This is a genomic window from Amycolatopsis sp. WAC 04197, from assembly GCF_003947475.1.
Classification (GTDB): Bacteria; Actinomycetota; Actinomycetes; order Mycobacteriales; family Pseudonocardiaceae; genus Amycolatopsis; species Amycolatopsis japonica.
Window position 1 is genome coordinate 447,575 of record NZ_QHJK01000002.1, and the last position, 20,367, is coordinate 467,941.

19 protein-coding genes are annotated in these 20,367 nt (G+C 70.6%); 17 read left to right on the plus strand and 2 right to left on the minus strand.

Annotated features, from left to right (window positions below; all coding sequences use genetic code 11):
- The first annotated feature begins 106 nt into the window (after nucleotides 1-106).
- On the plus strand, nucleotides 107-1,375 hold the full coding sequence (gene glyA, locus DMC64_RS09300; protein ID WP_037335192.1) for a serine hydroxymethyltransferase: 1,269 nt from the start codon (nucleotides 107-109) through the stop codon (nucleotides 1,373-1,375).
- Nucleotides 1,376-1,451: 76 nt separating this feature from the next.
- Here the strand turns inward: glyA and DMC64_RS09305 are convergent, their stop codons facing one another.
- Nucleotides 1,452-1,970: an inorganic diphosphatase gene (locus DMC64_RS09305; RefSeq protein ID WP_016337787.1), complete on the minus strand. Its 519-nt coding sequence runs from the start codon at nucleotides 1,968-1,970 to the stop codon at nucleotides 1,452-1,454.
- Nucleotides 1,971-2,137: 167 nt separating this feature from the next.
- On the opposite strand from DMC64_RS09305, the gene dacB reads away from it, so the two are divergent.
- The 13 genes from dacB (at nucleotide 2,138) to folK (ending at nucleotide 15,492) form a co-directional block, all read left to right on the plus strand.
- A complete protein-coding gene (dacB, locus tag DMC64_RS09310; protein ID WP_199754942.1) occupies nucleotides 2,138-4,174 on the plus strand; it encodes a D-alanyl-D-alanine carboxypeptidase/D-alanyl-D-alanine-endopeptidase in 2,037 nt (678 codons plus the stop codon).
- Between the two features lie 100 nt (nucleotides 4,175-4,274).
- A complete protein-coding gene (locus DMC64_RS09315) occupies nucleotides 4,275-5,303 on the plus strand; it encodes a zinc-dependent metalloprotease (protein WP_125733675.1) in 1,029 nt (342 codons plus the stop codon).
- Entirely contained in the window at nucleotides 5,300-6,274 is a 975-nt protein-coding gene (tilS, locus tag DMC64_RS09320) for a tRNA lysidine(34) synthetase TilS (protein ID WP_125733201.1), read from the plus strand. Before DMC64_RS09315 ends, tilS begins: the two co-directional genes overlap by 4 nt.
- A gap of 13 nt (nucleotides 6,275-6,287) precedes the next feature.
- Nucleotides 6,288-6,851 (plus strand): hypoxanthine phosphoribosyltransferase, encoded by a 564-nt coding sequence (gene hpt, locus DMC64_RS09325; protein WP_016337783.1) that lies wholly within the window; start codon nucleotides 6,288-6,290, stop codon nucleotides 6,849-6,851.
- 144 nt (nucleotides 6,852-6,995) lie between these two features.
- On the plus strand, nucleotides 6,996-7,361 hold the full coding sequence (locus DMC64_RS09330) for a hypothetical protein (RefSeq protein ID WP_037335204.1): 366 nt from the start codon (nucleotides 6,996-6,998) through the stop codon (nucleotides 7,359-7,361).
- Nucleotides 7,362-7,378: 17 nt separating this feature from the next.
- Complete coding sequence (locus DMC64_RS09335) at nucleotides 7,379-8,749, plus strand: WXG100 family type VII secretion target (protein WP_125733202.1); 1,371 nt, start codon at nucleotides 7,379-7,381, stop codon at nucleotides 8,747-8,749.
- A 64-nt stretch (nucleotides 8,750-8,813) separates the two neighbouring features.
- Nucleotides 8,814-9,608: an ESX secretion-associated protein EspG gene (locus tag DMC64_RS09340; protein ID WP_125733203.1), complete on the plus strand. Its 795-nt coding sequence runs from the start codon at nucleotides 8,814-8,816 to the stop codon at nucleotides 9,606-9,608.
- A gap of 184 nt (nucleotides 9,609-9,792) precedes the next feature.
- The gene (locus tag DMC64_RS09345) at nucleotides 9,793-10,626 is read left to right on the plus strand and encodes an ESX secretion-associated protein EspG (protein ID WP_125733204.1); all 834 of its coding nucleotides are present in this window, start codon (nucleotides 9,793-9,795) and stop codon (nucleotides 10,624-10,626) included.
- 189 nt (nucleotides 10,627-10,815) lie between these two features.
- The gene (gene ftsH / locus DMC64_RS09350) at nucleotides 10,816-13,233 is read left to right on the plus strand and encodes an ATP-dependent zinc metalloprotease FtsH (protein WP_016337778.1); all 2,418 of its coding nucleotides are present in this window, start codon (nucleotides 10,816-10,818) and stop codon (nucleotides 13,231-13,233) included.
- Nucleotides 13,202-13,816, plus strand: coding sequence for a GTP cyclohydrolase I FolE (gene folE / locus DMC64_RS09355; protein ID WP_125733205.1), 615 nt, complete (start codon nucleotides 13,202-13,204; stop codon nucleotides 13,814-13,816). Before ftsH ends, folE begins: the two co-directional genes overlap by 32 nt.
- Entirely contained in the window at nucleotides 13,813-14,655 is an 843-nt protein-coding gene (gene folP, locus DMC64_RS09360; RefSeq protein WP_037335215.1) for a dihydropteroate synthase, read from the plus strand. The genes folE and folP overlap by 4 nt, the downstream gene beginning before the upstream one ends.
- A complete protein-coding gene (gene folB / locus DMC64_RS09365) occupies nucleotides 14,648-15,007 on the plus strand; it encodes a dihydroneopterin aldolase (protein ID WP_020632060.1) in 360 nt (119 codons plus the stop codon). The genes folP and folB overlap by 8 nt, the downstream gene beginning before the upstream one ends.
- On the plus strand, nucleotides 15,004-15,492 hold the full coding sequence (folK, locus tag DMC64_RS09370; RefSeq protein WP_037335219.1) for a 2-amino-4-hydroxy-6-hydroxymethyldihydropteridine diphosphokinase: 489 nt from the start codon (nucleotides 15,004-15,006) through the stop codon (nucleotides 15,490-15,492). The genes folB and folK overlap by 4 nt, the downstream gene beginning before the upstream one ends.
- An 84-nt stretch (nucleotides 15,493-15,576) precedes the next feature.
- On the opposite strand, the gene DMC64_RS09375 is transcribed toward folK, so the two are convergent.
- Complete coding sequence (locus DMC64_RS09375) at nucleotides 15,577-16,518, minus strand: MerR family transcriptional regulator (protein ID WP_125733206.1); 942 nt, start codon at nucleotides 16,516-16,518, stop codon at nucleotides 15,577-15,579.
- A 60-nt stretch (nucleotides 16,519-16,578) separates the two neighbouring features.
- Here DMC64_RS09375 and DMC64_RS09380 point away from each other — a divergent pair, with 60 nt between their 5' ends.
- The 3 genes from DMC64_RS09380 (at nucleotide 16,579) to DMC64_RS09390 (ending at nucleotide 20,335) form a co-directional block, all read left to right on the plus strand.
- Complete coding sequence (locus DMC64_RS09380) at nucleotides 16,579-17,040, plus strand: DUF3180 domain-containing protein (RefSeq protein WP_125733207.1); 462 nt, start codon at nucleotides 16,579-16,581, stop codon at nucleotides 17,038-17,040.
- Between the two features lie 69 nt (nucleotides 17,041-17,109).
- Nucleotides 17,110-19,137, plus strand: coding sequence for a DUF6779 domain-containing protein (locus tag DMC64_RS09385; protein ID WP_125733208.1), 2,028 nt, complete (start codon nucleotides 17,110-17,112; stop codon nucleotides 19,135-19,137).
- 28 nt (nucleotides 19,138-19,165) lie between these two features.
- The gene (locus tag DMC64_RS09390; RefSeq protein WP_125733209.1) at nucleotides 19,166-20,335 is read left to right on the plus strand and encodes a PrsW family intramembrane metalloprotease; all 1,170 of its coding nucleotides are present in this window, start codon (nucleotides 19,166-19,168) and stop codon (nucleotides 20,333-20,335) included.
- The last annotated feature ends 32 nt before the right edge of the window (nucleotides 20,336-20,367 follow it).

A 20,367-nucleotide genomic window follows, 5' to 3' on the forward strand; every position in this document is an offset into this window, starting at 1 on the left:
TCCGCACCAGCGACTGGCGCCATTTGAGGTGGAGCACCACCGGGAAGCGACGACAAGGCCGGTACCGCGCGCCTGGGTCCGGCCGTCTCCGGCAGGAGTACGTCCGATGACACACCAGCCCGAACTTTCCGCGCTCGCCGCCGCCGACCCGCAGATCGCGGGGCTCGTGGAGGACGAGGCGAAACGCCAGCACGACAAGATCCGCCTGATCGCGTCCGAGAACTACGTCTCCCAGGCCGTACTCGAGGCGACGGGCACCGTCCTCACCAACAAGTACTCCGAGGGCTACGCGGGCAAGCGGTACTACGAGGGCCAGCAGCTCATCGACCAGGTCGAGACCCTCGCCATCGAGCGCGCGAAGGCCGTCTTCGGCGTCGACCACGCGAACGTCCAGCCGTACTCCGGTTCCCCGGCGAACCTCGCGGTGTACCTCGCTTTCGCGCAGCCGGGCGACACCGTGCTCGGGATGGCGCTGCCGGACGGCGGCCACCTCACGCACGGCTGGAGCGTGTCCGCGACCGGCAAGTGGTTCACCCCGGTCCGCTACGGCGTCCGCAAGGAGACCGGCCGTGTCGACCTCGACCAGGTCCGCGAACTCGCGCTGAAGCACCGGCCGAAGCTGATCTTCGCGGGCGGCACCGCGATCCCGCGCACCATCGACTTCCCGGCGTTCGCGGAGATCGCCCGCGAGGTCGACGCCGTGCTGGTCGCCGACATCGCGCATATCGCGGGGCTGGTCGCCGGTGGTGCGCACCCGTCGCCGGTCGGGCACGCGCAGGTCATCACCACCACCACGCACAAGACGCTGCGCGGCCCGCGCGGCGCGATGATCCTCTCCGACGCCGACCACGCGAAGGCCGTCGACAAGGCGGTGTTCCCCGGCCTGCAGGGCGGCCCGCACAACCACACGACCGCCGCGATCGCCGTCGCGCTCGGCGAGGCGCAGAAGCCGGAGTTCTCCGCGTACGCGCACCGCATCGTCGCCAACGCGCGGGCGCTGGCGGAGGCGCTGGTGGAGCGGGGCTACGACCTCGTGTCCGGCGGCACCGACAACCACCTGCTGCTGATCGACCTGACGAACAAGAACGTGCCGGGCAAACCGGCCGCGCAGGCGCTGGACCGCGCCGGGATCGAACTGAACTACAACACCGTGCCGTTCGACCCGCGCAAGCCGTTCGACCCGTCCGGCATCCGGCTCGGCACCTCCGCGATCACCACCCGCGGGCTCGAGCCGGAGCACCAGGTCAAGGTGGCGGAGTGGATCGACCGCACGATCACCGCGGCGGCGGGCGAGGAACAGTCCGCTTTGGACACCATCGCCGCCGAGATCCGCGAGTTCCTGGCGCCGTTCCCGATCCCGGGCTACTCGGCGTAGTTCAACGCGTGAAGGCCCCCTTCCCTCGGCTGAGCCGAGGGAAGGGGGCCTTCACGCGCTTCGAAGCTCTGACGAGCTAGTGAGCCGCCGGACCGTCGATGGCCTCCTTGGCCAGCCGGTCGGTCTCACGGTCGAGCGAACGCTTGATCTCGGCCTCGGCCTCGGAGCGCCCGACCCAGGTCGAACCCTCGACGCTCTTGCCCGGCTCCAGGTCCTTGTACACCTCGAAGAAGTGCTGGATCTCGAGCTTGTGGAACTCGTTCAGGTGGTGGATGTCGCGCAGGTGCTCGAGCCGCGGGTCGTTCGTCGGGACCGCGAGGACCTTGTCGTCCGGGCCCTTCTCGTCGGTCATCCGGAACATGCCGATCGCGCGGCAGCGGATCAGGCAGCCCGGGAAGGTCGGCTCCTGGACGAGCACCAGCACGTCGAGCGGGTCGCCGTCCTGGCCAAGGGTGTCGTCGATGAACCCGTAGTCGGCGGGGTACTGGGTGGCGGTGAACAGCGTCCGGTCGAGTTTGATCCGACCGGTCTTGTGGTCCACCTCGTACTTGTTGCGCTCCCCCTTGGGGATTTCGATAGTGACGTCGAATTCCACGCCGGCCTCGCTGCTCTCGTCTTTGGTACGCCCCGCCGTCGCGGACGGCTCACCGAAATCATCGTCTTGTCTTCACTAGTGTGGACCACGGGGGCCCGGGCGGTCGCATCGATGTGGTCGTATGTGAGCTTGGCCCCTTCCCCGGACGGTGGATGAAGGAGTGTTGCGTGCCGGAAAACGATGTCCCGATGTGGCCGTCGGACGACAAGGACACCTCATCCGCCGAGCCCAAGGGCGCCAAGGGGGAGGGTGAGGCCACCGTCTGGCTGCCGATGACGGGGCTGGCGAACGGCAAGACCGAAGAGCTGGCAGTGCCGAAGGTCACACCCGAAAGTGGCTCGTGGTTCCAGCCCGTCGTCGAGGTCGAGGAGGAGCCGGACGTCCCGGAGACCCCGACGCCGCAGTGGTCCGCCTTCGAGCCCGCGACGCCGGTCGAGCCGGTCAAGCCCGAGGAGCCCGAAGCGCCGAAGACGGTCTTCGTCCAGCCCGTCCAGCCGAGGCAAACGGACAAACCCGACTGGGAGCAGTTCGACCGGGGCGCCCCGACGCCGACGCGGGATCACGAGCTCGCGAGACCCGAGCCGCGGCAGGAACCCCCGCAGCAGCAGCGCCGCCCCGAGCCGAGCCGGGTCGAGCCGCCGGCGCCCGCGCCCGTCCCGTCCGCGACCATGCACGCGCGTCCGGTCCGCATCGAGCCCGCCGAAGAGCGCTTCGACGCCGAAGCGACCGTCGGGATCCAGCAGTCCGAGCCGCCTTCCAAGGAGCCCCCGGCCGCCGAGGCCGAATCCGCACCCGCGCCGAAGCCGAAGCGCAAACGCAAGGCTCTGCTGATCACGACGCTGGTCGTCGTCCTGTTGCTCGCCGGGATGGGCGGCGCCGCCGCGATGCCGAAGGTGTCGAACCGGCTCGGCCTGCCCTGGGCGCCGAACGCGCCGAAGGGCGAGATCCCCAAGCCCGCCGGTGTCACCCGCGTCCTGCACGGGCCGGACATCAATGGCGCGGGGCCGACGAAGGACGGTCTCGCGGCCGCGCTGGCCGGTCCGGCCGGTGCGCCGGACCTGGGCACGCTCACCGGCACCGTCGTGGACGCGGCGACCGGTGAGGTCCTGTGGGACAAGAACTCCGGCACCCCGCTGACCCCGGCGTCGACCACGAAGATCCTCGTCGTCGCGGCCGCGCTGTTGTCGATGGAGCACGGGACGCAGTTCTCGACGAAGATCGTCCAGGGCGCCGAGCCGGGCACGGTCGTCCTCGTCGCGGGCGGCGACCCGTCGCTGACCGCGTTGCCGCTGGGCACCGATTCGCCGCTGTACCCGGGCGCGGCGCATGTCGACGACCTCGTCGCCCAGGTCAAGAAGGCCGTGGGCGGCAAGATCTCCAAGGTCCAGCTGGACGTCAGCCTGTTCAAGGGGCCGACGGCCGCGAAGGGCTGGGACCCGGAGGACACCGCCGCCGGGAACACCTACATGGCGCCGGTCCTCCCCGTGATGGCCGACGGCGGCCGCACCGATCCGAAGAACGACCACTCGCCCCGCGTCGCGAATCCGGCGGCCGCGCTGACCCAGAAGATCGCGGGGAAGCTCGAAGCCCAAGCCGGCGGTACGACGACGGCGCCGAAGGACGCGAAGGTGCTCGGCGAGGTCAAGTCTCAGCCGCTGACCGAGTTCGCCAACTCGCTGCTTCAGCTCTCGGACAACCTGATGGCCGACGTGCTCGCCCGCCAGCTCGCGCTCGCGAAGGGCGTCGAGCCGTCGTTCACCGGCGGCGCGGCCGCGACGATGGACGTGCTCAAGCAGGCCGGATTCGACCTCACCGGGGTCCAGATCAACGACGGCAGCGGGCTGTCCGACCAGAACAAGATCCCGGCCAAGGTGCTCAGCGAGATCCTCGCGGTCGCGGCGGCGCCGGACGGCAAGGATCCGAGGACGCCCAAGCTGCGCCCGCTGCTGGCGGGCCTCCCCGTCGCGGGCGGCAGCGGGACGCTGGAGAAGCGCTACGGCGATCCGGCGTCGTCGGCGGGCCGGGGCTGGGTGCGCGGCAAGACCGGGACGTTGTCCGGGGTGAACACCCTGGCGGGAGTGGTGCTGGACACCGACGGCCGGATGCTGGTGTTCGCGCTGATGTCGTCCGGTTCGGATCAGAACAAGGGCAGGGCCGCGCTCGACGTCGTCGCGGCGACCCTGCACAAATGCGGCTGCAGGTGAGCGACCGGAATCGGAGCGTGAGGAACTCGGGACGGAAACCGGTCTTCCAGCGGGTAGCGTCATAAGAGTGACTGAGGAAACGCCGACCAAGACACGTTCGATGGTCGACTGGTCCCTGGCCGCCTCGACGGGCGCCCTCCTGGTGCGTGGCGGTCCGGTGGTCGACCGCGAAGAGGCCGAAGAAGCCGTCGCCGAGCTACGTGACCTGACGAGCGAGGCCGAGGGGCACGTCCGCGAGCTGACCGGGCTCGGCCTCGACCTGCCGCTTCTGCCCGCCGAAGTCGTCGACCGGCCCGGCTGGGTCCGTTCGGCCGCGGCCGGGCTCGACGCGCTCACCGGTCGCGCGCTGCCGGAGGCGCAGGGTGGCCCGCTGGCGCCGGTGCTGGCCGGTGGCGCCGGTGTCCAGACCGGTCTCGTGCTCGCCTTCCTGGCGTCCCGCGTGCTCGGGCAGTACGACCCGTTCGGCGGACCGGACCGCGGCGGGCAGCTGGTGCTCGTCGCGCCGAACGTCGTCGCCGCCCAGCGCGCGATGGACGTGCCGGGGCACGACTTCCGGCTGTGGGTCTGCCTGCACGAATGCACCCACCGGCTGCAGTTCACCGCCGTCACCTGGCTGCGCGACTACTTCGCCGACGAGGTCGAGCGCCTGATCGGCGGGCTCGCCGGCCGGGACGCGGACGGGCTGAGCGATCTGGTCGGCCGTCTGCCGGACACCATCAAGCAGATCGGCAAGGGCAGGACGGGCGGCGCCGGTCTCGCCGAACTCCTGCAGTCGCCGGGCGAACGCGCGGTGTTCGACCGGCTGCTGGCCCTTTCCACCCTGCTGGAGGGGCACGCCGACTTCGTGATGGACGCCGTCGGACCGCAGGTGGTGCCGAGCGTCGAGTTGATCCGTTCGCGGTTCACCGCCCGGCGCAAGGGCGGCGGCCTGATCGACCGAGTGCTGCGCAGCCTGCTCGGCGTGGACGCGAAGCTGCGCCAGTACGAGCAGGGCGCGAAGTTCACCAAGCACGTCGTCGACGCCGTCGGCATGGACGGCTTCAACGCCGTGTGGACGTCGCCGAACACACTGCCGACCAGGGCCGAGATCGGCGATCCGGCGGCCTGGGTGCGGCGCCTGCACGGGTGAGCGGACCTGATCCCGCGATCGCGGCCGTGCGGACGGCCGTGCGGGAGTTCCTCGCGTCGGCGAGCCCGCGCGACGAGGTGTACGTCGCGGTCTCCGGCGGCGCGGACTCCCTGGCGCTGACCGAAGCCACCGCGTTCACCGGCGGCCGCGCGGGGCTGAAGGTGTGCGCGCTCGTCGTCGACCACGGCCTCCAGGACGGTTCCGCCGAAACCGCCGCCCGCGCCGCGGACACGGCACGGGAACTGGGCGCCGACACCGCCGAAGTCCTGAAGGTGCGCGTCGAGGGCGCGGGTGGCCCGGAAGCCGCCGCCCGCCGGGCCCGCTACGGCGCCTTGCGTTCGGCGCTGCCGGACGGGCACGGCCTCGTCCTGCTCGGCCACACCCTCGACGACCAGGCCGAAACCGTCCTGCTCGGCCTCGGCCGGGGTTCCGGTCCGCGTTCGCTGGCCGGGATGCGGCCGCTCGACCCGCCATGGGGACGGCCGCTGCTCGGCGTCACCCGCGCCACCACTCGCCGGGCTTGCGCGGCGCTCGGCGTCGACCCGTGGCAGGACCCGCACAACGCGGACCCGCGGTTCACCCGTGTCCGGTTACGGACGGAAGTACTGCCCCTGCTGGAGGAGGTGCTGTCCGGCGGGGTCGCGGCCTCGCTCGCCCGCACGGCGGCGCAACTGCGCGAGGACACCGAGGCGTTGGACACACTCGCGGGCGAGGTCCACCTGCGGGCTTTCACCGGCGAAGGGCTCGACGTCTCAGTGCTCGCCACCGAACCGCCCGCGCTGCGGCGACGCGTCCTCCGCAGGTGGCTGCTGGACTCCGGGGTCCGCGAGCTCACCGACGCCCATCTGCGTTCGGTCGACGCGCTGGTGGGGAACTGGCGGGGTCAGGGCGGGGTCTGGCTACCCGGCGACTTGGTGGCGAAGCGGGCGCATGGCAGGCTCTTGCTCGAAACACCCCAGTCCACCACCTAGAGGGGAACGTCCTGTGTACGAAGGCGAGATCGCCTCCGTGCTCGTCACCGAGCAGCAGATCAACGACAAGATCGCCGAGCTGGCCGCACAGGTCGCCGCGGACTACCCGGCCGACGGCCCCGGCTCCGGGCAGGGAGACCTCCTGCTCGTCGGCGTGCTCAAGGGCGCGGTGATGTTCATGACCGACTTCGCCAGGGCTCTCCCTCTTCCCTCCCAGCTCGAGTTCATGGCGGTCTCGTCCTACGGCTCGGCGACGTCGTCGTCCGGCGTGGTGCGGATCCTCAAGGACCTCGACCGCGACATCGCCGGCCGCGACGTGCTCATCGTCGAGGACATCGTCGACTCCGGGCTGACCCTGTCCTGGCTGCTGAAGAACCTCGCGAGCCGGAACCCGGCGTCGTTGGAGGTCGTCTCGCTCCTGCGCAAGCCGGAGGCGGTCAAGGTCGACGTACCGGTCAAGTACATCGGGTTCGACATCCCTAACGAATTCGTAGTCGGATACGGCCTGGACTACGCGGAGCGTTACCGGGACCTACCCTACATCGGCACCCTGGATCCGCACGTTTACACGTCCTGAGAACCGCTTGCCCGTTCGCGGGGAAATGCGGAACCCTGAGCGCGGAGAACGCGTCATAGGCTGCGATCAAGTGCGTTAACCTATGCGAAGACCTTTGCCACGAAGCCGTCGTGGCCTGGCCCGGGGGAAACGGAGAGAGCTCAGATGGGGAACAGCAGCCTGGCGGACGCGAACGCGTTCAAGAACGCCGCGGCTCAGGGGCAGGTCGGGATCGACCCGGACGCGGCCCAGACCGCACTGAACAAGATCCGCACCGGCAAGGACGCCGTCGAAGCGCTGCTCCACAGCGCCGGCGACCTCGGGCAGGCGCCGAAGCTGGGCAACAACCCGGTCGGCAACGCGATCGCGGCGAAGGTCGCGAACCGGGCCGACGGCGGCGGCGACTCCTACACCGCCGCCCTCCAGAACCTTTACCAGCAGTACGAGGCGGCCGAGGCCGGCATCGTCACCGCGATGGCCCGTTACCACGAGATCGACCAGGCCGCGGCCGAGCCGTTCCGGAACGTCTGAGGGGGAGTCAGAAAGCCATGCCACCGAAGCACAGCGCCGACTCTTACGGCGAGAGCAACACCAGCGGCGCGCCGGTCCAGCTCGGCGACAACACCGAAGCCGCGAACATCGTGTCGTCCGCGCGCGGCCGTTCCGACGGGTTCGACATCGGCGCGGACCGCGCCATCACCAACCCGCCGAACTGGGAAAGCGCCCCGAGCAGCCAGGACCTGTGGAACCAGGCCAACCTCGGCAACGACCCCAGCACCGCGACCGCGATCAGCCAGTCGTGGAGCTCGCACGGCAGCAAGCTGAGCCAGGCGTCGAACGACCTCTACAACGCGATCTCCGAACTGGGCTCCGCCTGGATCGGGCAGGGCGCGGCGGCCGCGCAGGGTTCGCTCGTCGCCATCGCGAACTCGGGCTCGCAGGCCTCCGAGGCCGCGCACACGATGTCGGACCGGCTGCAGAAGCAGGCCGACGCCGCCACCAAGGTCAAGCTCATGCCGAAGCCGACCGACTACAGCCCCGAGAAGGCCATGGGCCAGGCGCTGGCGGCGGGCCCGGTCGGCATGATCACCGACCAGAAGCCCCTCGCCGACCAGGACAAGGAAGTGCGGGCGGAGCAGGCCAGGTTCCTCGAGGCCTACACCAAGGAGATGAGCGAGGTCGACAGCTCGACCCCGAGCTTCGGCCCCGAATCCCTCGGCATGAAGCCGACCGCCACGCACAACAGCGCTTCGTTCAGCGGGGTCGGCAACATCGGCGGCGGTGGCCTCAACTCCGGCGCCGTCTCCGGCACCCCCGTCTTCGCCGGTACGCACGGCTACGGCGGCGCGCACGGCAGCGGCGCGGCTCCGATCCACGCCGGTCCGGACTCGGGTGTGTTCTCGCAGGCCGGCTACAACCCCGCCGCGAACGTCCCGGCCTCCGGCGTCGCGCCGGGCGCCGGCGTCGCCTCCGGCGCGGGTGCCCCGATGACCCCGCACGCCCCGGCGAGCGGCGGCAACGGACTCGGCCAGGCCCTCACCGCGGCCGGTCTCGGCGGCGCTCTCGGCTACGCCGGTGCCAAGGCGCTCGGACAGGGCAACAAGTCCGGCGCCAAGGACACCGACAGCACCGACGCCGCGGCCACCGAAAAGGGCGGGCCCGCGCAGAGCGCGGCGTCCCAGGCCGTGCCGCAGCAGGGCATCGTGTCCTCCAGCGGCACCATCGGTGGCGGCGCCACCCCGCCGATGCAGGGCATGGGCGGCATGGGCATGGGCGCCCACGGCGCGCAGGCCGAGCAGGAGGAGGAGCACACGCACGCGTCGTTCCTCATCGAGCCGGACCCGGACGACGCCTTCGGCGCCAACGAGGCGACCCCGCCGCCGGTCATCGGCGCCTGGACCGAAGACGACGAACGCTAGAACGGTTTTCACCGGGCGCGCGGCCGATCGGCCGCGCGCCCGCTGACTTGTTTGGGGGCCGAAGATGGCGAACGGTGAACTGCTCACCCCGGTCGAGCTGGACTTCCTCTGGGAGGGCGCGAACGCCGGAGAGCTGCCGTACCCGCTACGGCTCCGCTCGCACGGGGCGACCATGGACGAGCGCGGCGCCCTGCGCACGCAGACGCTCCAGTCGCTGAACCAGCGCCGCCTCGCCGACGAGCGCGGACGCCCCGAGCCGCATATCGAGGACTACTTCGGTGTCCTCGCGAGGCCGGACCTGAGCCTGGACTGCGTCCAGCTCAACAATCCCAACACCGAACCGCTGCTCGCGGTCGCGTCCCTGCTCGGCGGCCAAGGCCTGCTGACGGTGCAGGACCCGCGCGGTTTCCACTTCCACCCCATCGCCCCGGACGGCCTCGCGAGCGCGATCGTCTCCCTCCTGCCGCCGGGGACCCGCGGCACGGAGAAGTCGATCACCCTCCCGCTGGACGGTCTCGTCGGCGCCTCGGGGGCGGACTTCCTCCAGCGCCGTCAGCCGCAGATCGACGGCACGGCGACGTCCGACGAGGACCGCAAGGCCCTGTCGAGGCTCCAGGCCCAGCCGCGGCTTCGCGGTGGCCAGTTCGGCGCGAACGCGCGCAGCAAACACGGCACGCGGAGCCGGTCTTCGGTGCTGAGCTGGTTCGACACGCAGTCCGGCCGGTACTTCACCCAGGCCACCCGCGGTGCCGACGGCCGGGACTGGATCACCGTCGCGCCCGCGGATCCGGCGACGTTGCGGCACCGGCTCACGGAGATGCTGGGGAAGATCGCTTCCGACGCTTCTCTCGCGCGCTGACCCCTCTTCGAAATGTCATGAAAGGGTCGTTCCTGACATTTTTCGTCCTGAACGACCCTTTCCTGACATTTGGCGACCCGGGCACTTAGCGCATCCGGACGACGACTGTCGTACCCCTTCGCTATCGTGAACCCGCTGGGCGTCCCGAGGCCCAGAAGCCGAGGTGCCGGGAGGGCACGGAGCAATGCACCAGGAACATTTCACGCCAATGGCGTTCGACTTCCTCTGGGAGTCCGCCGAGCTCGGCGACCTGCCGTACCCGCTGCGCGTCCGGTCGCACGGCGCGACCGAGCTCGAACGGCGGGCGCTGCGCCAGCGCGTCGACAACGAACTCCAGGCCCGCGGCATCCGCGACGGCCGGGGCCGGCTGGACCGCAGGATCGAGGACTGGCTGTACCTCCTCGCCCGCGGTTCGCTGACCATCGACGCGCTGCACATCCCCGATTTCCAGGCCCCGACGATCGCCGTGCTCGGCGCCACCGACGGCCGCGACGCGGTGATCGCGATCCAGGACCAGTCCGGGATCTGGCTGCGTGAGGCACCCGCCGACGGGCTCCCGACCGCGGTCGTCGACCTGCTGCCCCCGGGGCAGCGCGGTTCGGAGGCGTCCATCACGCTGCCGATCGACGACGCCCGCCGCACCGAGCCGATCCGCGCCGCCATCAACGCGACGAAGCAGTCCGAAGAGCCCGAAGCGGCGAAGTCCCGCCGCAAGGACAAGCCGCGCGTCTCGCTCAGCGAACGCATCACCGCGGACCCGCGCGAGGCGTTCGGCAAGCTCACCGGCCAGCCGAGGCTCCGCGGCGGTCAGCTCGCAGCGAACAGCCGGTCCCATGTCGGCGCCAAGCAGCGGTCCCGCGTCCTCGGCTGGTTCGACACCGCCAGCGGCCGCTATCTCAGCACGTCACAGGCCGGTCCGGACGGCCGCGAATGGGTCACCGTCTCACCCGCGGACGTCAAGACACTCCGCATGAGACTGGGTGAAATGGCCGCCGGTGTGGCGGTCGACACACGGTGAGAGCCCGCTCCGGGAACCCTCGCGAGGCGTCCGCCGTTTACGTCCGAGAGGCTCACCACCCTCATCCGTCCAGGCGGGCGGTATCCTGAGGGGCGGGTGTCGGAGCACCATGGGTCGTCAAGATCGTGATGGCGGGTATCACAGGAGCCGCCCAACCAGGAAGGGTCGAGGCCACCAGGGCCGAGTCGTATGAACCGGAAGAGCGTGCTCAGGAACCCAGTGCTCTGGATTCTCGCGGCGGTACTGGCGTTTCTCGCATACAACACGATCTTCGACAGTGATCGTGGCTACACCCAGGTGCCGATCTCGATCGCGAACCAGCAGATCACCGCGAACAACGTCAAGGAAGCCTCGCAAGAGGACAAGGAGCAGCAGATCAAGCTGCTGCTGAACAAGAAGATCGAGGTCGACGGCCAGCAGGTCGACCAGATCATCGCGCAGTACCCGGCGAACGTCGCGGGCACCATCTACGGCCAGCTCATCGGCCTCAAGAGCGGTGACAACCCGGTCAAGTTCACCACCAAGGTCACCCAGCAGAACGTCCTCACCCAGATCCTGATCTTCGCCATCCCGCTGGCGCTGGTACTGGGCCTGCTGATGTGGATGATGAACAACGCGCAGGGCGGCGGGAACCGCGTCCTCAACTTCGGCAAGTCGAAGGCCAAACAGCTCAACAAGGACATGCCCAAGACGACCTTCGGGGACGTCGCGGGCGCCGACGAGGCCGTCGAAGAGCTGTACGAGATCAAGGACTTCCTGCAGAACCCGGCGCGCTACCAGGCGCTCGGCGCGAAGATCCCCAAGGGCGTGCTGCTCTACGGGCCGCCCGGTACCGGTAAGACGCTGCTCGCGCGCGCCGTCGCCGGCGAGGCGGGCGTGCCGTTCTACACGATCTCCGGTTCCGACTTCGTCGAGATGTTCGTCGGTGTCGGCGCCTCGCGCGTCCGCGACCTGTTCGAGCAGGCCAAGCAGAACGCGCCCTGCATCATCTTCGTCGACGAGATCGACGCGGTCGGCCGCCAGCGCGGCGCCGGCCTCGGCGGCGGCCACGACGAACGCGAGCAGACGCTGAACCAGCTCCTCGTCGAGATGGACGGCTTCGACGCGCGCGGCGGCATCATCCTGATCGCCGCGACCAACCGTCCCGACATCCTCGACCCGGCGCTCCTGCGCCCCGGCCGCTTCGACCGCCAGATCCCGGTGTCCGCACCGGACATGCGCGGCCGCAAGGCGATCCTCGAGGTGCACGCCAAGGGCAAGCCGATCGCGCAGGGCACCGACCTGAGCAGCCTCGCCAAGCGGACCGTCGGCATGTCCGGCGCCGACCTGGCGAACGTGCTCAACGAGGCCGCCCTGCTCACCGCCCGCCAGAACGGGCACGTGATCACCGACGCCGCGCTTGAGGAGTCCGTCGACCGCGTCGTCGGCGGGCCCGCCCGCAAGAGCCGGATCATCTCCGAGAAGGAGAAGAAGATCACGGCCTACCACGAGGGCGGGCACGCGCTCGCCGCGTGGGCGATGCCGGACATCGAGCCGGTCTACAAGCTGACGATCCTGCCGCGTGGGCGCACCGGCGGGCACGCCCTGCTCGTCCCGGAGGACGACAAGGAGTTGATGACCCGTTCGGAGATGATCGGGCGCCTGGTCTTCGCGATGGGCGGCCGGACGGCGGAGGAACTCGTCTTCCACGAGCCCACCACCGGTGCCTCCTCCGACATCGAGCAGGCGACGAAGATCGCCCGCGCGATGGTCACCGAATACGGCATGAGCGCCCGGCTCGGCGCGGTCAAGTACGGCCAGGAACAGGGCGACCCGTTCCTCGGCCGCTCGGCGGGCCGCCAGGCGGACTACTCGCTGGAGGTCGCGCACGAGATCGACGAGGAGGTGCGCAAGCTCATCGAGACCGCGCACACCGAGGCGTGGCACGTGCTGAGCACCTACCGCGACGTGCTGGACGAGCTGGTCATCGAGCTCCTCGAGAAGGAGACGCTGACCCGCAAGGACCTCGAGCGGATCTTCGCGACCGTCGAGAAACGCCCGCACATCACCATCTTCAACGAGTTCGGCGACCGGAAGCCGTCCGACAAGCCGCCGATCAAGACCCCTGGCGAGCTGGCCATGGAGCGCGGCGAGCCGTGGCCCCCGCCGGAGGAGAAGAAGGAACAGCCGGTGCTGCAGCCGGCGCCGACCCCGGTCGGCACCGCGCAGGGCGGCGGCGACCTTCCCGGCGGCCCGCCGTACACGCAGCCGGCCCCGCCCCCGGACCCGAACGCCAACCCGTACGCCCCTCCGCCGCCGGGCGCCTACCCCAACGGCGGTCGTCCCAACGGCGGGCCGAACGGCACCGGTCACTGGCCCCAGGCATATGGTGGGCAGCAGCCGGGCGGACCGGCAGGCGGTTACCAGGGTGGGCCCGTAGGCGGCCCGCCGAACTACGGGGCTCCTCCCGGATGGACCCCGGCGACCCAGCCGGGCGGCCAGCCGAACCAGCCCTGGCGTCCCGCCGAAGACCGCCCGCGCGACGGCTGGTTCGCTGACCAGCCCGGCGGTCAGCAGGACGAAGGACAGCAACGGCGTGACGACGGACAGGACGACACCAAGCGATAACGGCGACCGCCCGGTCTTCGACCAGGATCGGGCCGAGAAAGCCGTACGCGAACTCCTGCTCGCCTGTGGTGAGGACCCGGACCGGGACGGTCTCTTGGAGACCCCGGCCCGGGTCGCTCGCGCTTACCGGGAAATGTTCGCCGGTCTCTACACCGAACCGGACCACGTCCTGGACCGCACGTTCGACGAGGCCCACGAAGAACTCGTGCTCGTGACGGACATCCCGATGTTCAGCACCTGTGAACATCATTTGGTCCCATTCCACGGTGTCGCCCACGTCGGCTACATCCCGAACGGCCACGGCAAGGTCACCGGCCTGTCCAAACTGGCCCGTCTCGTCGACCTCTACGCCAAGCGCCCGCAGGTCCAGGAGCGGCTCACCTCCCAGGTCGCCGACGCGCTCATGCGCAAACTCGAACCCCGCGGCGCGATCGTCGTGGTCGAGGCCGAGCATCTCTGCATGGCCATGCGCGGTATCCGCAAACCCGGCGCCAGGACGACGACGTCCGCCGTACGCGGGCTGCTGCAGTCTTCGGCGTCCTCGCGGGCGGAGGCGCTGGACCTGATCAAGGGCCGTCGATGACCGCCCTGCCTCGGCCCGGCCGGTGTGCGGTGATGGGCATCCTGAACGTCACCCCGGATTCCTTTTCGGACGGTGGCCGCTATCTCGGCGTCGAGCAGGCACTGGAGCACGCGCACGAGATGTGGGCGCGCGGCGCGGATCTGATCGACGTCGGCGGGGAGTCGACGCGGCCGGGAGCGTCCAGGGTGGACGCCGAGACCGAGATTTCCCGGATCATGCCGGTGATCCGCACGCTCGCCGCCGACGGCGTCGCGATGTCCGTGGACACCACCCGCGCCGAGGTCGCTCTCGCCGCGGTCGAGGCGGGCGCTTCCGTGATCAACGACGTCTCCGGTGGGCTGGCCGATCCGAACATGGCGAAGGTCGCCGCCGAGACCGGCGTCCCGTATGTGCTGATGCACTGGCGCGGGCACAGCAAGGACATGAACGCGCTGGCGTCCTATGAGGACGTCGTCGCGGACGTGCGCGCCGAGCTGCTGTCCCGAGTGGACGAAGCACTCGCCGCGGGTGTCGACCGCGGCGCGATCGTGCTCGACCCTGGGCTGGGTTTCGCGAAGAACGCCGAACACGACTGGGCGTTGTTGAACGGTCTGGATTCCTTTCTGTCACTGGGTTTCCCGGTCCTCGTCGGCGCGTCGCGCAAACGGTTCCTCGGGCGCCTGTTGTCCGGAAAGGACGGAAAGCCCGCCCCGCCGGACGGTCGCGAGAACGCGACCGCGGCCGTGTCCGCGCTCGCCGCGGCGGCCGGGGCCTGGGGTGTGCGGGTGCACGAGGTCGGCGCGAGTATCGACGCCGTGACCGTCGCGGCGGCTTGGCGGAAGGGGAGTCCTGTTGTCTGACCGGATCACGTTGACCGGATTGAGGGTCTTCGGCAGGCACGGGGTCTTCGACCACGAGAAGCGGGACGGGCAGGAGTTCGTCGTCGACATCGTGGTGTGGCTGGACCTCGGCCCGGCCGCCGCGTCCGACGACCTGACCAAGACGCTGCACTACGGCGAACTCGCGGAGCTCGCCGCCGGGATCGTGGCGGGCGAGCCGTACGACCTCATCGAGAGCGTCGCCGGGAAGATCGCCGACGAGGTGCTGCGCGACGAGCGGCTGACCGCCGTCGAGGTGACGGTGCACAAGCCGTCCGCGCCGATCCCGCTGAACTTCGACGACGTCGCCGTCACGGTGCGGCGGGAGCGATGAGCCGCGCGCTGCTCTCGCTCGGTTCCAATCTGGGTGACCGGCTCGCGTACCTCCGGTCCGCCGTCGACGCGGTCCGGCCCGCGGTCGTCGCGGTGTCGTCGGTGTACGAGACCAAGGCTTGGGGCGTCGAGGACCAGCCGGACTTCCTCAACGCCGTCGTCCTGGTCGACGACCCGGCGCGCGATCACTGGGATTGGCTGCGCACCGGACAGGCCGCCGAGCAGGCGGCGGAGCGCGTGCGCGAACTCCGGTGGGGTCCGCGCACGCTGGATGTCGACATAGTGACCGTGGACGGGGTGCGCTCCGACGACCCCCAGTTGGTGCTGCCGCATCCCGGCACGCCGGAGCGCGCGAGCGTGCTGATCCCCTGGCTGGAGATCGAGCCCGACGCGGTGCTCCCCGGCCACGGTCCCGTCGCCGACCTCCTCGCCGCCCGCCCCGCCTCGGACCGCGACTCCGTCCGCCTCACGCATTTCGTCCTCTGAATGCGGTAGTTCGCATCGCCAACCACCGCATCCAGAGGACTAAACGCGGGTGGTAGCCAGCGCATTTAGAGGACTAAACGCGCGTTAGTCCAGCGCGGAGCGCAGGGCGGCGACGATCCACTCGGCCTGCCGCATCTGCGACGGGAAGGACGGCCAGCCGTTCATCTTCCCCAGCAACAGCCAGTACCGCTCGGCCCGCGGATCCATGCTGATCGCCATCCCGGCGGTCAGCCGCTTCCGCCAGGCCGGGTCGCGCGGGTCACGGCCGTTGCGCGAAGACTGCGTGAAGATCGTCTCCGCCAGTTCCCGGCCTTCGGGCGAGGCCGGAGCGAGGCCGGCTTCGAGCGCTTCGGTCGCCTTCGCGCTCCACGCCGTCCACAGCTCCTGCTGCTTCGCACCGAAGTCCGCCCCGTCCTCTTTCCGGAGCTGCGAGTGCCACTCGCTCATCCGGCGGATGGACGCGCGGAACTCCTCGTCCTGCACGAGTTCGGCGAACTCGATCCACGCCTCCAGCTGCTCGGGCGTCGGGTCGTCGGGCAGCTCCGGTTTCGCCGAGACCATCCGCTCGTAGAACTCCGGATCCAGCTCGAGCCCTTCGACCATGTCCGCCCAGAACTCGTCGAGCAAACGTTTGCGGTCTTCGTCCGACATCGACGCGAGTTTGTTCATCAGTTCGACCTCCTCCAGTGGTGAGTCCCGTTTGGCCACCGCTCGCAGGACCGCGCGGCGCAGTTCCAGCCGCCGGATCTGCTCGTCCAGGGCGGCGACGTGCTGGACCGCGAGGTCCCCGATGGTCGCTTCCCTGGTCAGCGCCCGCTCCACGTCCGCGAGGCCCAGCCCGAGTTCCCGCAGCGTCCGGACCAGCTCCAGGCGCGCCATCGCGGTGGCGTCGTAGAGGCGGTAGCCCGAATCGGTGCGGTCGGTCGGGGGCAGGAGCCCTTCGTCGGAGTAGAAGCGGATGGTCTTCACCGGCAGGCCGGTCCGTTTGGCCAGCTCCCCGATGGTGAAAACCGCTGCGGTGCCCATGTGCTTCATCGTCGACTCTCCAGTTGGTGGAGAGTCAAGCCTGCCAGGTAGCGTTGGACCATGCACTTCACCCGGCCACGCGAGCTGGCGGTGGCCGGCCTCCTGGGATTGGTCCTGGCCTATCTGCTCTTCCAGGTCGCTTACGGATCCATCCCCGCGCTTCCGCTCTTCGCCGGAATCACGCTGCTCGTCCTCGCGCTCTGCGAGGTCGTGCTCGCCTTCATCATCCGTGCGCGGATCAAGAGCAACCGCGTGCTCTCCGCGATCTCGGTCGCCCGATCGGTGGCGCTCGCGAAGGCCTCGTCTCTCGCCGGATCCGCCATGACGGGGGTGTGGCTGGCGGCTTTCGCGTATCTTTTTCCGCGACGTGACGAACTCCTCGCGGCGAGCGGTGATCTCCGCTCGGCGACGGTCGGGATCGTCAGCTCGGCGGCGCTGGTAGCTGCGGCTTTGTGGCTCGAACACTGCTGCCGGACCCCCGAGGGCGGCGATCGGGAGCGCGATCCCGAGCCGACCGGTTAACGCTCGAGAGCCACCGCTCGAAGTACCGACTAGGTCTCGTTCGGATTACTAGAAGGTACGGTGTTGGGCATGACCGGGGTGGGTGACGACTCGCGCGGCCGCCTTGCGGGTAGGCCGTGGCTTGTCGTCGGCTTGGTTCTCGCCGTCGGCGCGACTCTCGCATTGGTGCTTTCCGACGACCTCCGCTACTTGCGTTTGGGCATCGTCGCGGCGCTGTGGGCCGCCTTGATCGGTGCGTTCCTCGCGGTCCGCTACCGCAAGCACGTGTCGCAGAGCGAGGACGCCGTCGCCGAGGCACAGGCCGTCTACGAGCTGGAGCTGGAACGCGAGATCGCCGCCCGCCGCGAGTTCGAGCTGGAGATCGAGGCGGAGACCCGGCAGGCCGCCGAGAGCCGTTCCCACGAAGAGCTCGAAGCGCTCAGAGCCGAGGTGAGCGCCCTGCGCGAAAGCCTCCAGTCGCTCTTCGGCGGCGAGGTGCTCCTCGAACGCGTCGCGCTCACCGCGCAGGCCACCCGGATGCGATCCCTCGACAACAAGCAGCTGATGAGCGCGGGGGCCGAGAACGGCAACGGCAAACCCCAGCTCATGGCGGCCAAGAGCACCACGATCGACGTCGACGAGCGTGAACGCGAGCGCGAGCGCCCGACCGAGATGATCGACCGCGTCCTCGAACCCGCTTCCGCGCGGGCGGGCACGCCGCCCGCCGCCCGCCGCAAACCGGCGAACGGCCAGGTCAACGGCACCAACGGGTACGGGCAGAGCAATCAGGTCCAGCGGCCGAAGCCGGTCGACGAGTCGACCCGCCGCAGTATGCGCAAGGCGGACGCCCGTGCCTCGAAGGCGGCCGAGGCGCTCGCCGCCGAAGCCGCTCGCCGCGAGCGGCTCGAGATGTCGAACCCCGGGATGTCGCCCGCCGAGGTCTCCCGGCCGATGCCGAGGGTCGACGCCCCGCGCAAGACCCCGCCGCCGGTGACACCGGCCGAGGTGTCCCGTCCGTCGATGCCGGGGGTGTCGCGCGCCGAGGTCTCGCAGCCGTCGATGCCGACCATCGCCCGGCAGCCCCAGCGGCCGGAGCCCCCGCGCAACGAACCGCCCCGCCGCCCGCAGCAGTCTTCGCTGCAGCAGCGGCTCGACGCCGGCACCGTGCAGCGTCCTCCCGCGACGCGGCCCGAGGAGCAGACCCGGAAGCAGACGCCGCCGGTGAAGCCCCCAACGCAGGCGAAGCCGGTGAAGAAGGTCGAGCCGGACCGTCCCCGGCCGAACCGCGAGCTCGGCCTGACGCGCCCCGGGATGAAACCCGTCGAGCGGCAGCGTCCGGCCGGTGGCACGCCGCCGCCGGCGAACAAGCCCGCCACGCCGGAGCCGATGGAGGCCACCGGCGAGTGGAAGCCGTCGTGGACGCAGGAGCGCCCGGTCTCCGATCTGAGCGCCGCGTTCCCCAGGAAGGACGACTTCCAGGACCGGCTGCGGCCCACGCCGCCTGCCAAGCCCCAGCCCGCGGCCGCGCAGTCGCGTCCCGAGCCGCGTCCGGAACCGCGCCCCGAGCCGAGGCCGGAACCGCGTCGCGACCCGGAGCCGCCGACTCCGCCGTCGATCCCGGCCGTGTCCGAGCCGCCTCGCCGGGCCGAGCCCGTGCGGCAGCCGGAGCCCGAACCGGTGCGCCGTCCGGCGGCCGAGGCGCCGTCGCGGCACGGATCCCCGGCCGCGGAGGAACCGCCCGCGGTCAACCCGACCCTGCCCGAAGAGATCCGGCTGGCGCAGAACGGTGGCGGCGGACGCCGTCGCCGGGCCGCCGAGGACTCCTCGGTCTCGATCACCCCGGCCCCGAACGTCCCGGAGCCCACCGGCGGCGGCCGTCGCCGTCGCCCGGACGGGGAGCCCCCGGCTTGGCAGAGCACCGAGTCCACCGGCGGCCGTCACGGCGGCAGGCGGGCGAAGCCGGACGACGAGACGCCGTCCCGCAACGGCTCGTCGCACAGCCGTCCGGAGACCTCGGACGCGGGCTCGCACGCCTCCGGCCGATCGGTGATGGACCTGCTCGCCGCCAACGGCGCGAACGAATCCACTCCGCGGCGCAGGCGGCGTGCGGAGGACTGAGCGCGTACCGACGGTAGGGTGACCCGCTGTGAGCGAGCCTTCCTCCCCGGCGCCCGGTCTCGACCGGCCCCGCCGGTCTCGGTCGATCACCGTGCTGCTGCCGGTGCTCGGGTTGATCGCCGTCGCGCTGTGCGGGTTGTTCGTCTTCGGCACGGTGACCGAAAAGGTGGGCCCGCTCGCGGTGGGGATCGGTGTGCTCGCGGCGCTGGTCCCGGTCGCCGTGGTGGTCACCGCGTTCCTGTGGGTGGACCGCTGGGAGCCGGAACCGCCGAAGCTCCTGCTGCTGGCCTTCGTCTGGGGCGCCTGCGTCGCGACGATCATCGCGTTGCTGCTCAACAGCGGCGCCGAGGCCGTCGGTGACCTGCTGCTCGGTACGGGCGTCGGGAGCAAGATCAGCGGACTGGTCTCCGCGCCGCTGGTCGAGGAGGCCGCGAAGGCCGTTTTCATCCTGCTGCTGTGGTGGCGCCGTCCGAGCGAGTTCGACGGAGTCGTGGACGGCATCGTCTACGCCGGGTTCACCGCGGCGGGCTTCGCCTTCACCGAGAACATCTATTACTTCGGCCGCGCGTTCGCCGAGCACGGCTTCGGCGACGGCACGAGCGCCGGTGTGCTCGCGGCGTTCTTCCTGCGTGGCGTGCTCTCGCCGTTCACGCATCCGCTGTTCGCCGTGATGACCGGGATCGGCCTCGGGGTCGCCGCGAGCAGCAAGGTCCGCTCGCTGCGGATCCTGGCGCCGATCGGCGGCTACCTCGTCGCCGTCCTGCTGCACGCGCTGTGGAACGGCGCGGCGCTGCTCGGTGGCGCCAAGACCTTCCTGAACGTCTACTTCCTGATCATGGTGCCGCTGTTCATCGGCGTCTTCTCCGTGGTGGTCATGCAGCGGCGCCGCGAGCAGCGGATCGTCGCCGCGGCCCTGCCGATGATGGTCGACGCCCGCTGGATCGCCCCGTCGGAGGTCTCGCTGCTGGCCAGCCTCTCCGGACGGCGGTCGTGGCGCAAACAGGCCCGGAAGCAGTCGGGGCGGGAGGCGGCGAAGGCCGTCGGCCGCTACCAGGCCAGCGTGACCGAGCTCGCGTTCCTGCGGCGCGGCCCGAAGCTCACCGACGAGGCGAAACAGCGGCAGAGTGAACTGTTGCAGGTGCTCAAGACGTCACGGGCCGAGGCCGTCCGGCTCGCCGACGGCGCGCCGCGCGGGTGACCACGGTCAGGTGAAGCTGGTCACGAGCGCCG

Excerpts from the sequence above, each read along its gene's own strand:
- glyA (WP_037335192.1), top strand. The coding sequence starts at position 107 with ATGACACACCAGCCCGAACTTTCCGCGCTCGCCGCCGCCGACCCGCAG.
- DMC64_RS09385 (WP_125733208.1), top strand. The coding sequence starts at position 17,110 with ATGACCGGGGTGGGTGACGACTCGCGCGGCCGCCTTGCGGGTAGGCCG.
- DMC64_RS09315 (WP_125733675.1), top strand. The coding sequence starts at position 4,275 with ATGGTCGACTGGTCCCTGGCCGCCTCGACGGGCGCCCTCCTGGTGCGT.
- DMC64_RS09345 (WP_125733204.1), top strand. The coding sequence starts at position 9,793 with ATGCACCAGGAACATTTCACGCCAATGGCGTTCGACTTCCTCTGGGAG.
- DMC64_RS09335 (WP_125733202.1), top strand. The coding sequence starts at position 7,379 with ATGCCACCGAAGCACAGCGCCGACTCTTACGGCGAGAGCAACACCAGC.
- DMC64_RS09380 (WP_125733207.1), top strand. The coding sequence starts at position 16,579 with ATGCACTTCACCCGGCCACGCGAGCTGGCGGTGGCCGGCCTCCTGGGA.
- folK (WP_037335219.1), top strand. The coding sequence starts at position 15,004 with ATGAGCCGCGCGCTGCTCTCGCTCGGTTCCAATCTGGGTGACCGGCTC.
- DMC64_RS09340 (WP_125733203.1), top strand. The coding sequence starts at position 8,814 with ATGGCGAACGGTGAACTGCTCACCCCGGTCGAGCTGGACTTCCTCTGG.
- ftsH (WP_016337778.1), top strand. The coding sequence starts at position 10,816 with ATGAACCGGAAGAGCGTGCTCAGGAACCCAGTGCTCTGGATTCTCGCG.
- DMC64_RS09375 (WP_125733206.1), bottom strand. The coding sequence starts at position 16,518 with ATGGGCACCGCAGCGGTTTTCACCATCGGGGAGCTGGCCAAACGGACC.
- folP (WP_037335215.1), top strand. The coding sequence starts at position 13,813 with ATGACCGCCCTGCCTCGGCCCGGCCGGTGTGCGGTGATGGGCATCCTG.
- DMC64_RS09330 (WP_037335204.1), top strand. The coding sequence starts at position 6,996 with ATGGGGAACAGCAGCCTGGCGGACGCGAACGCGTTCAAGAACGCCGCG.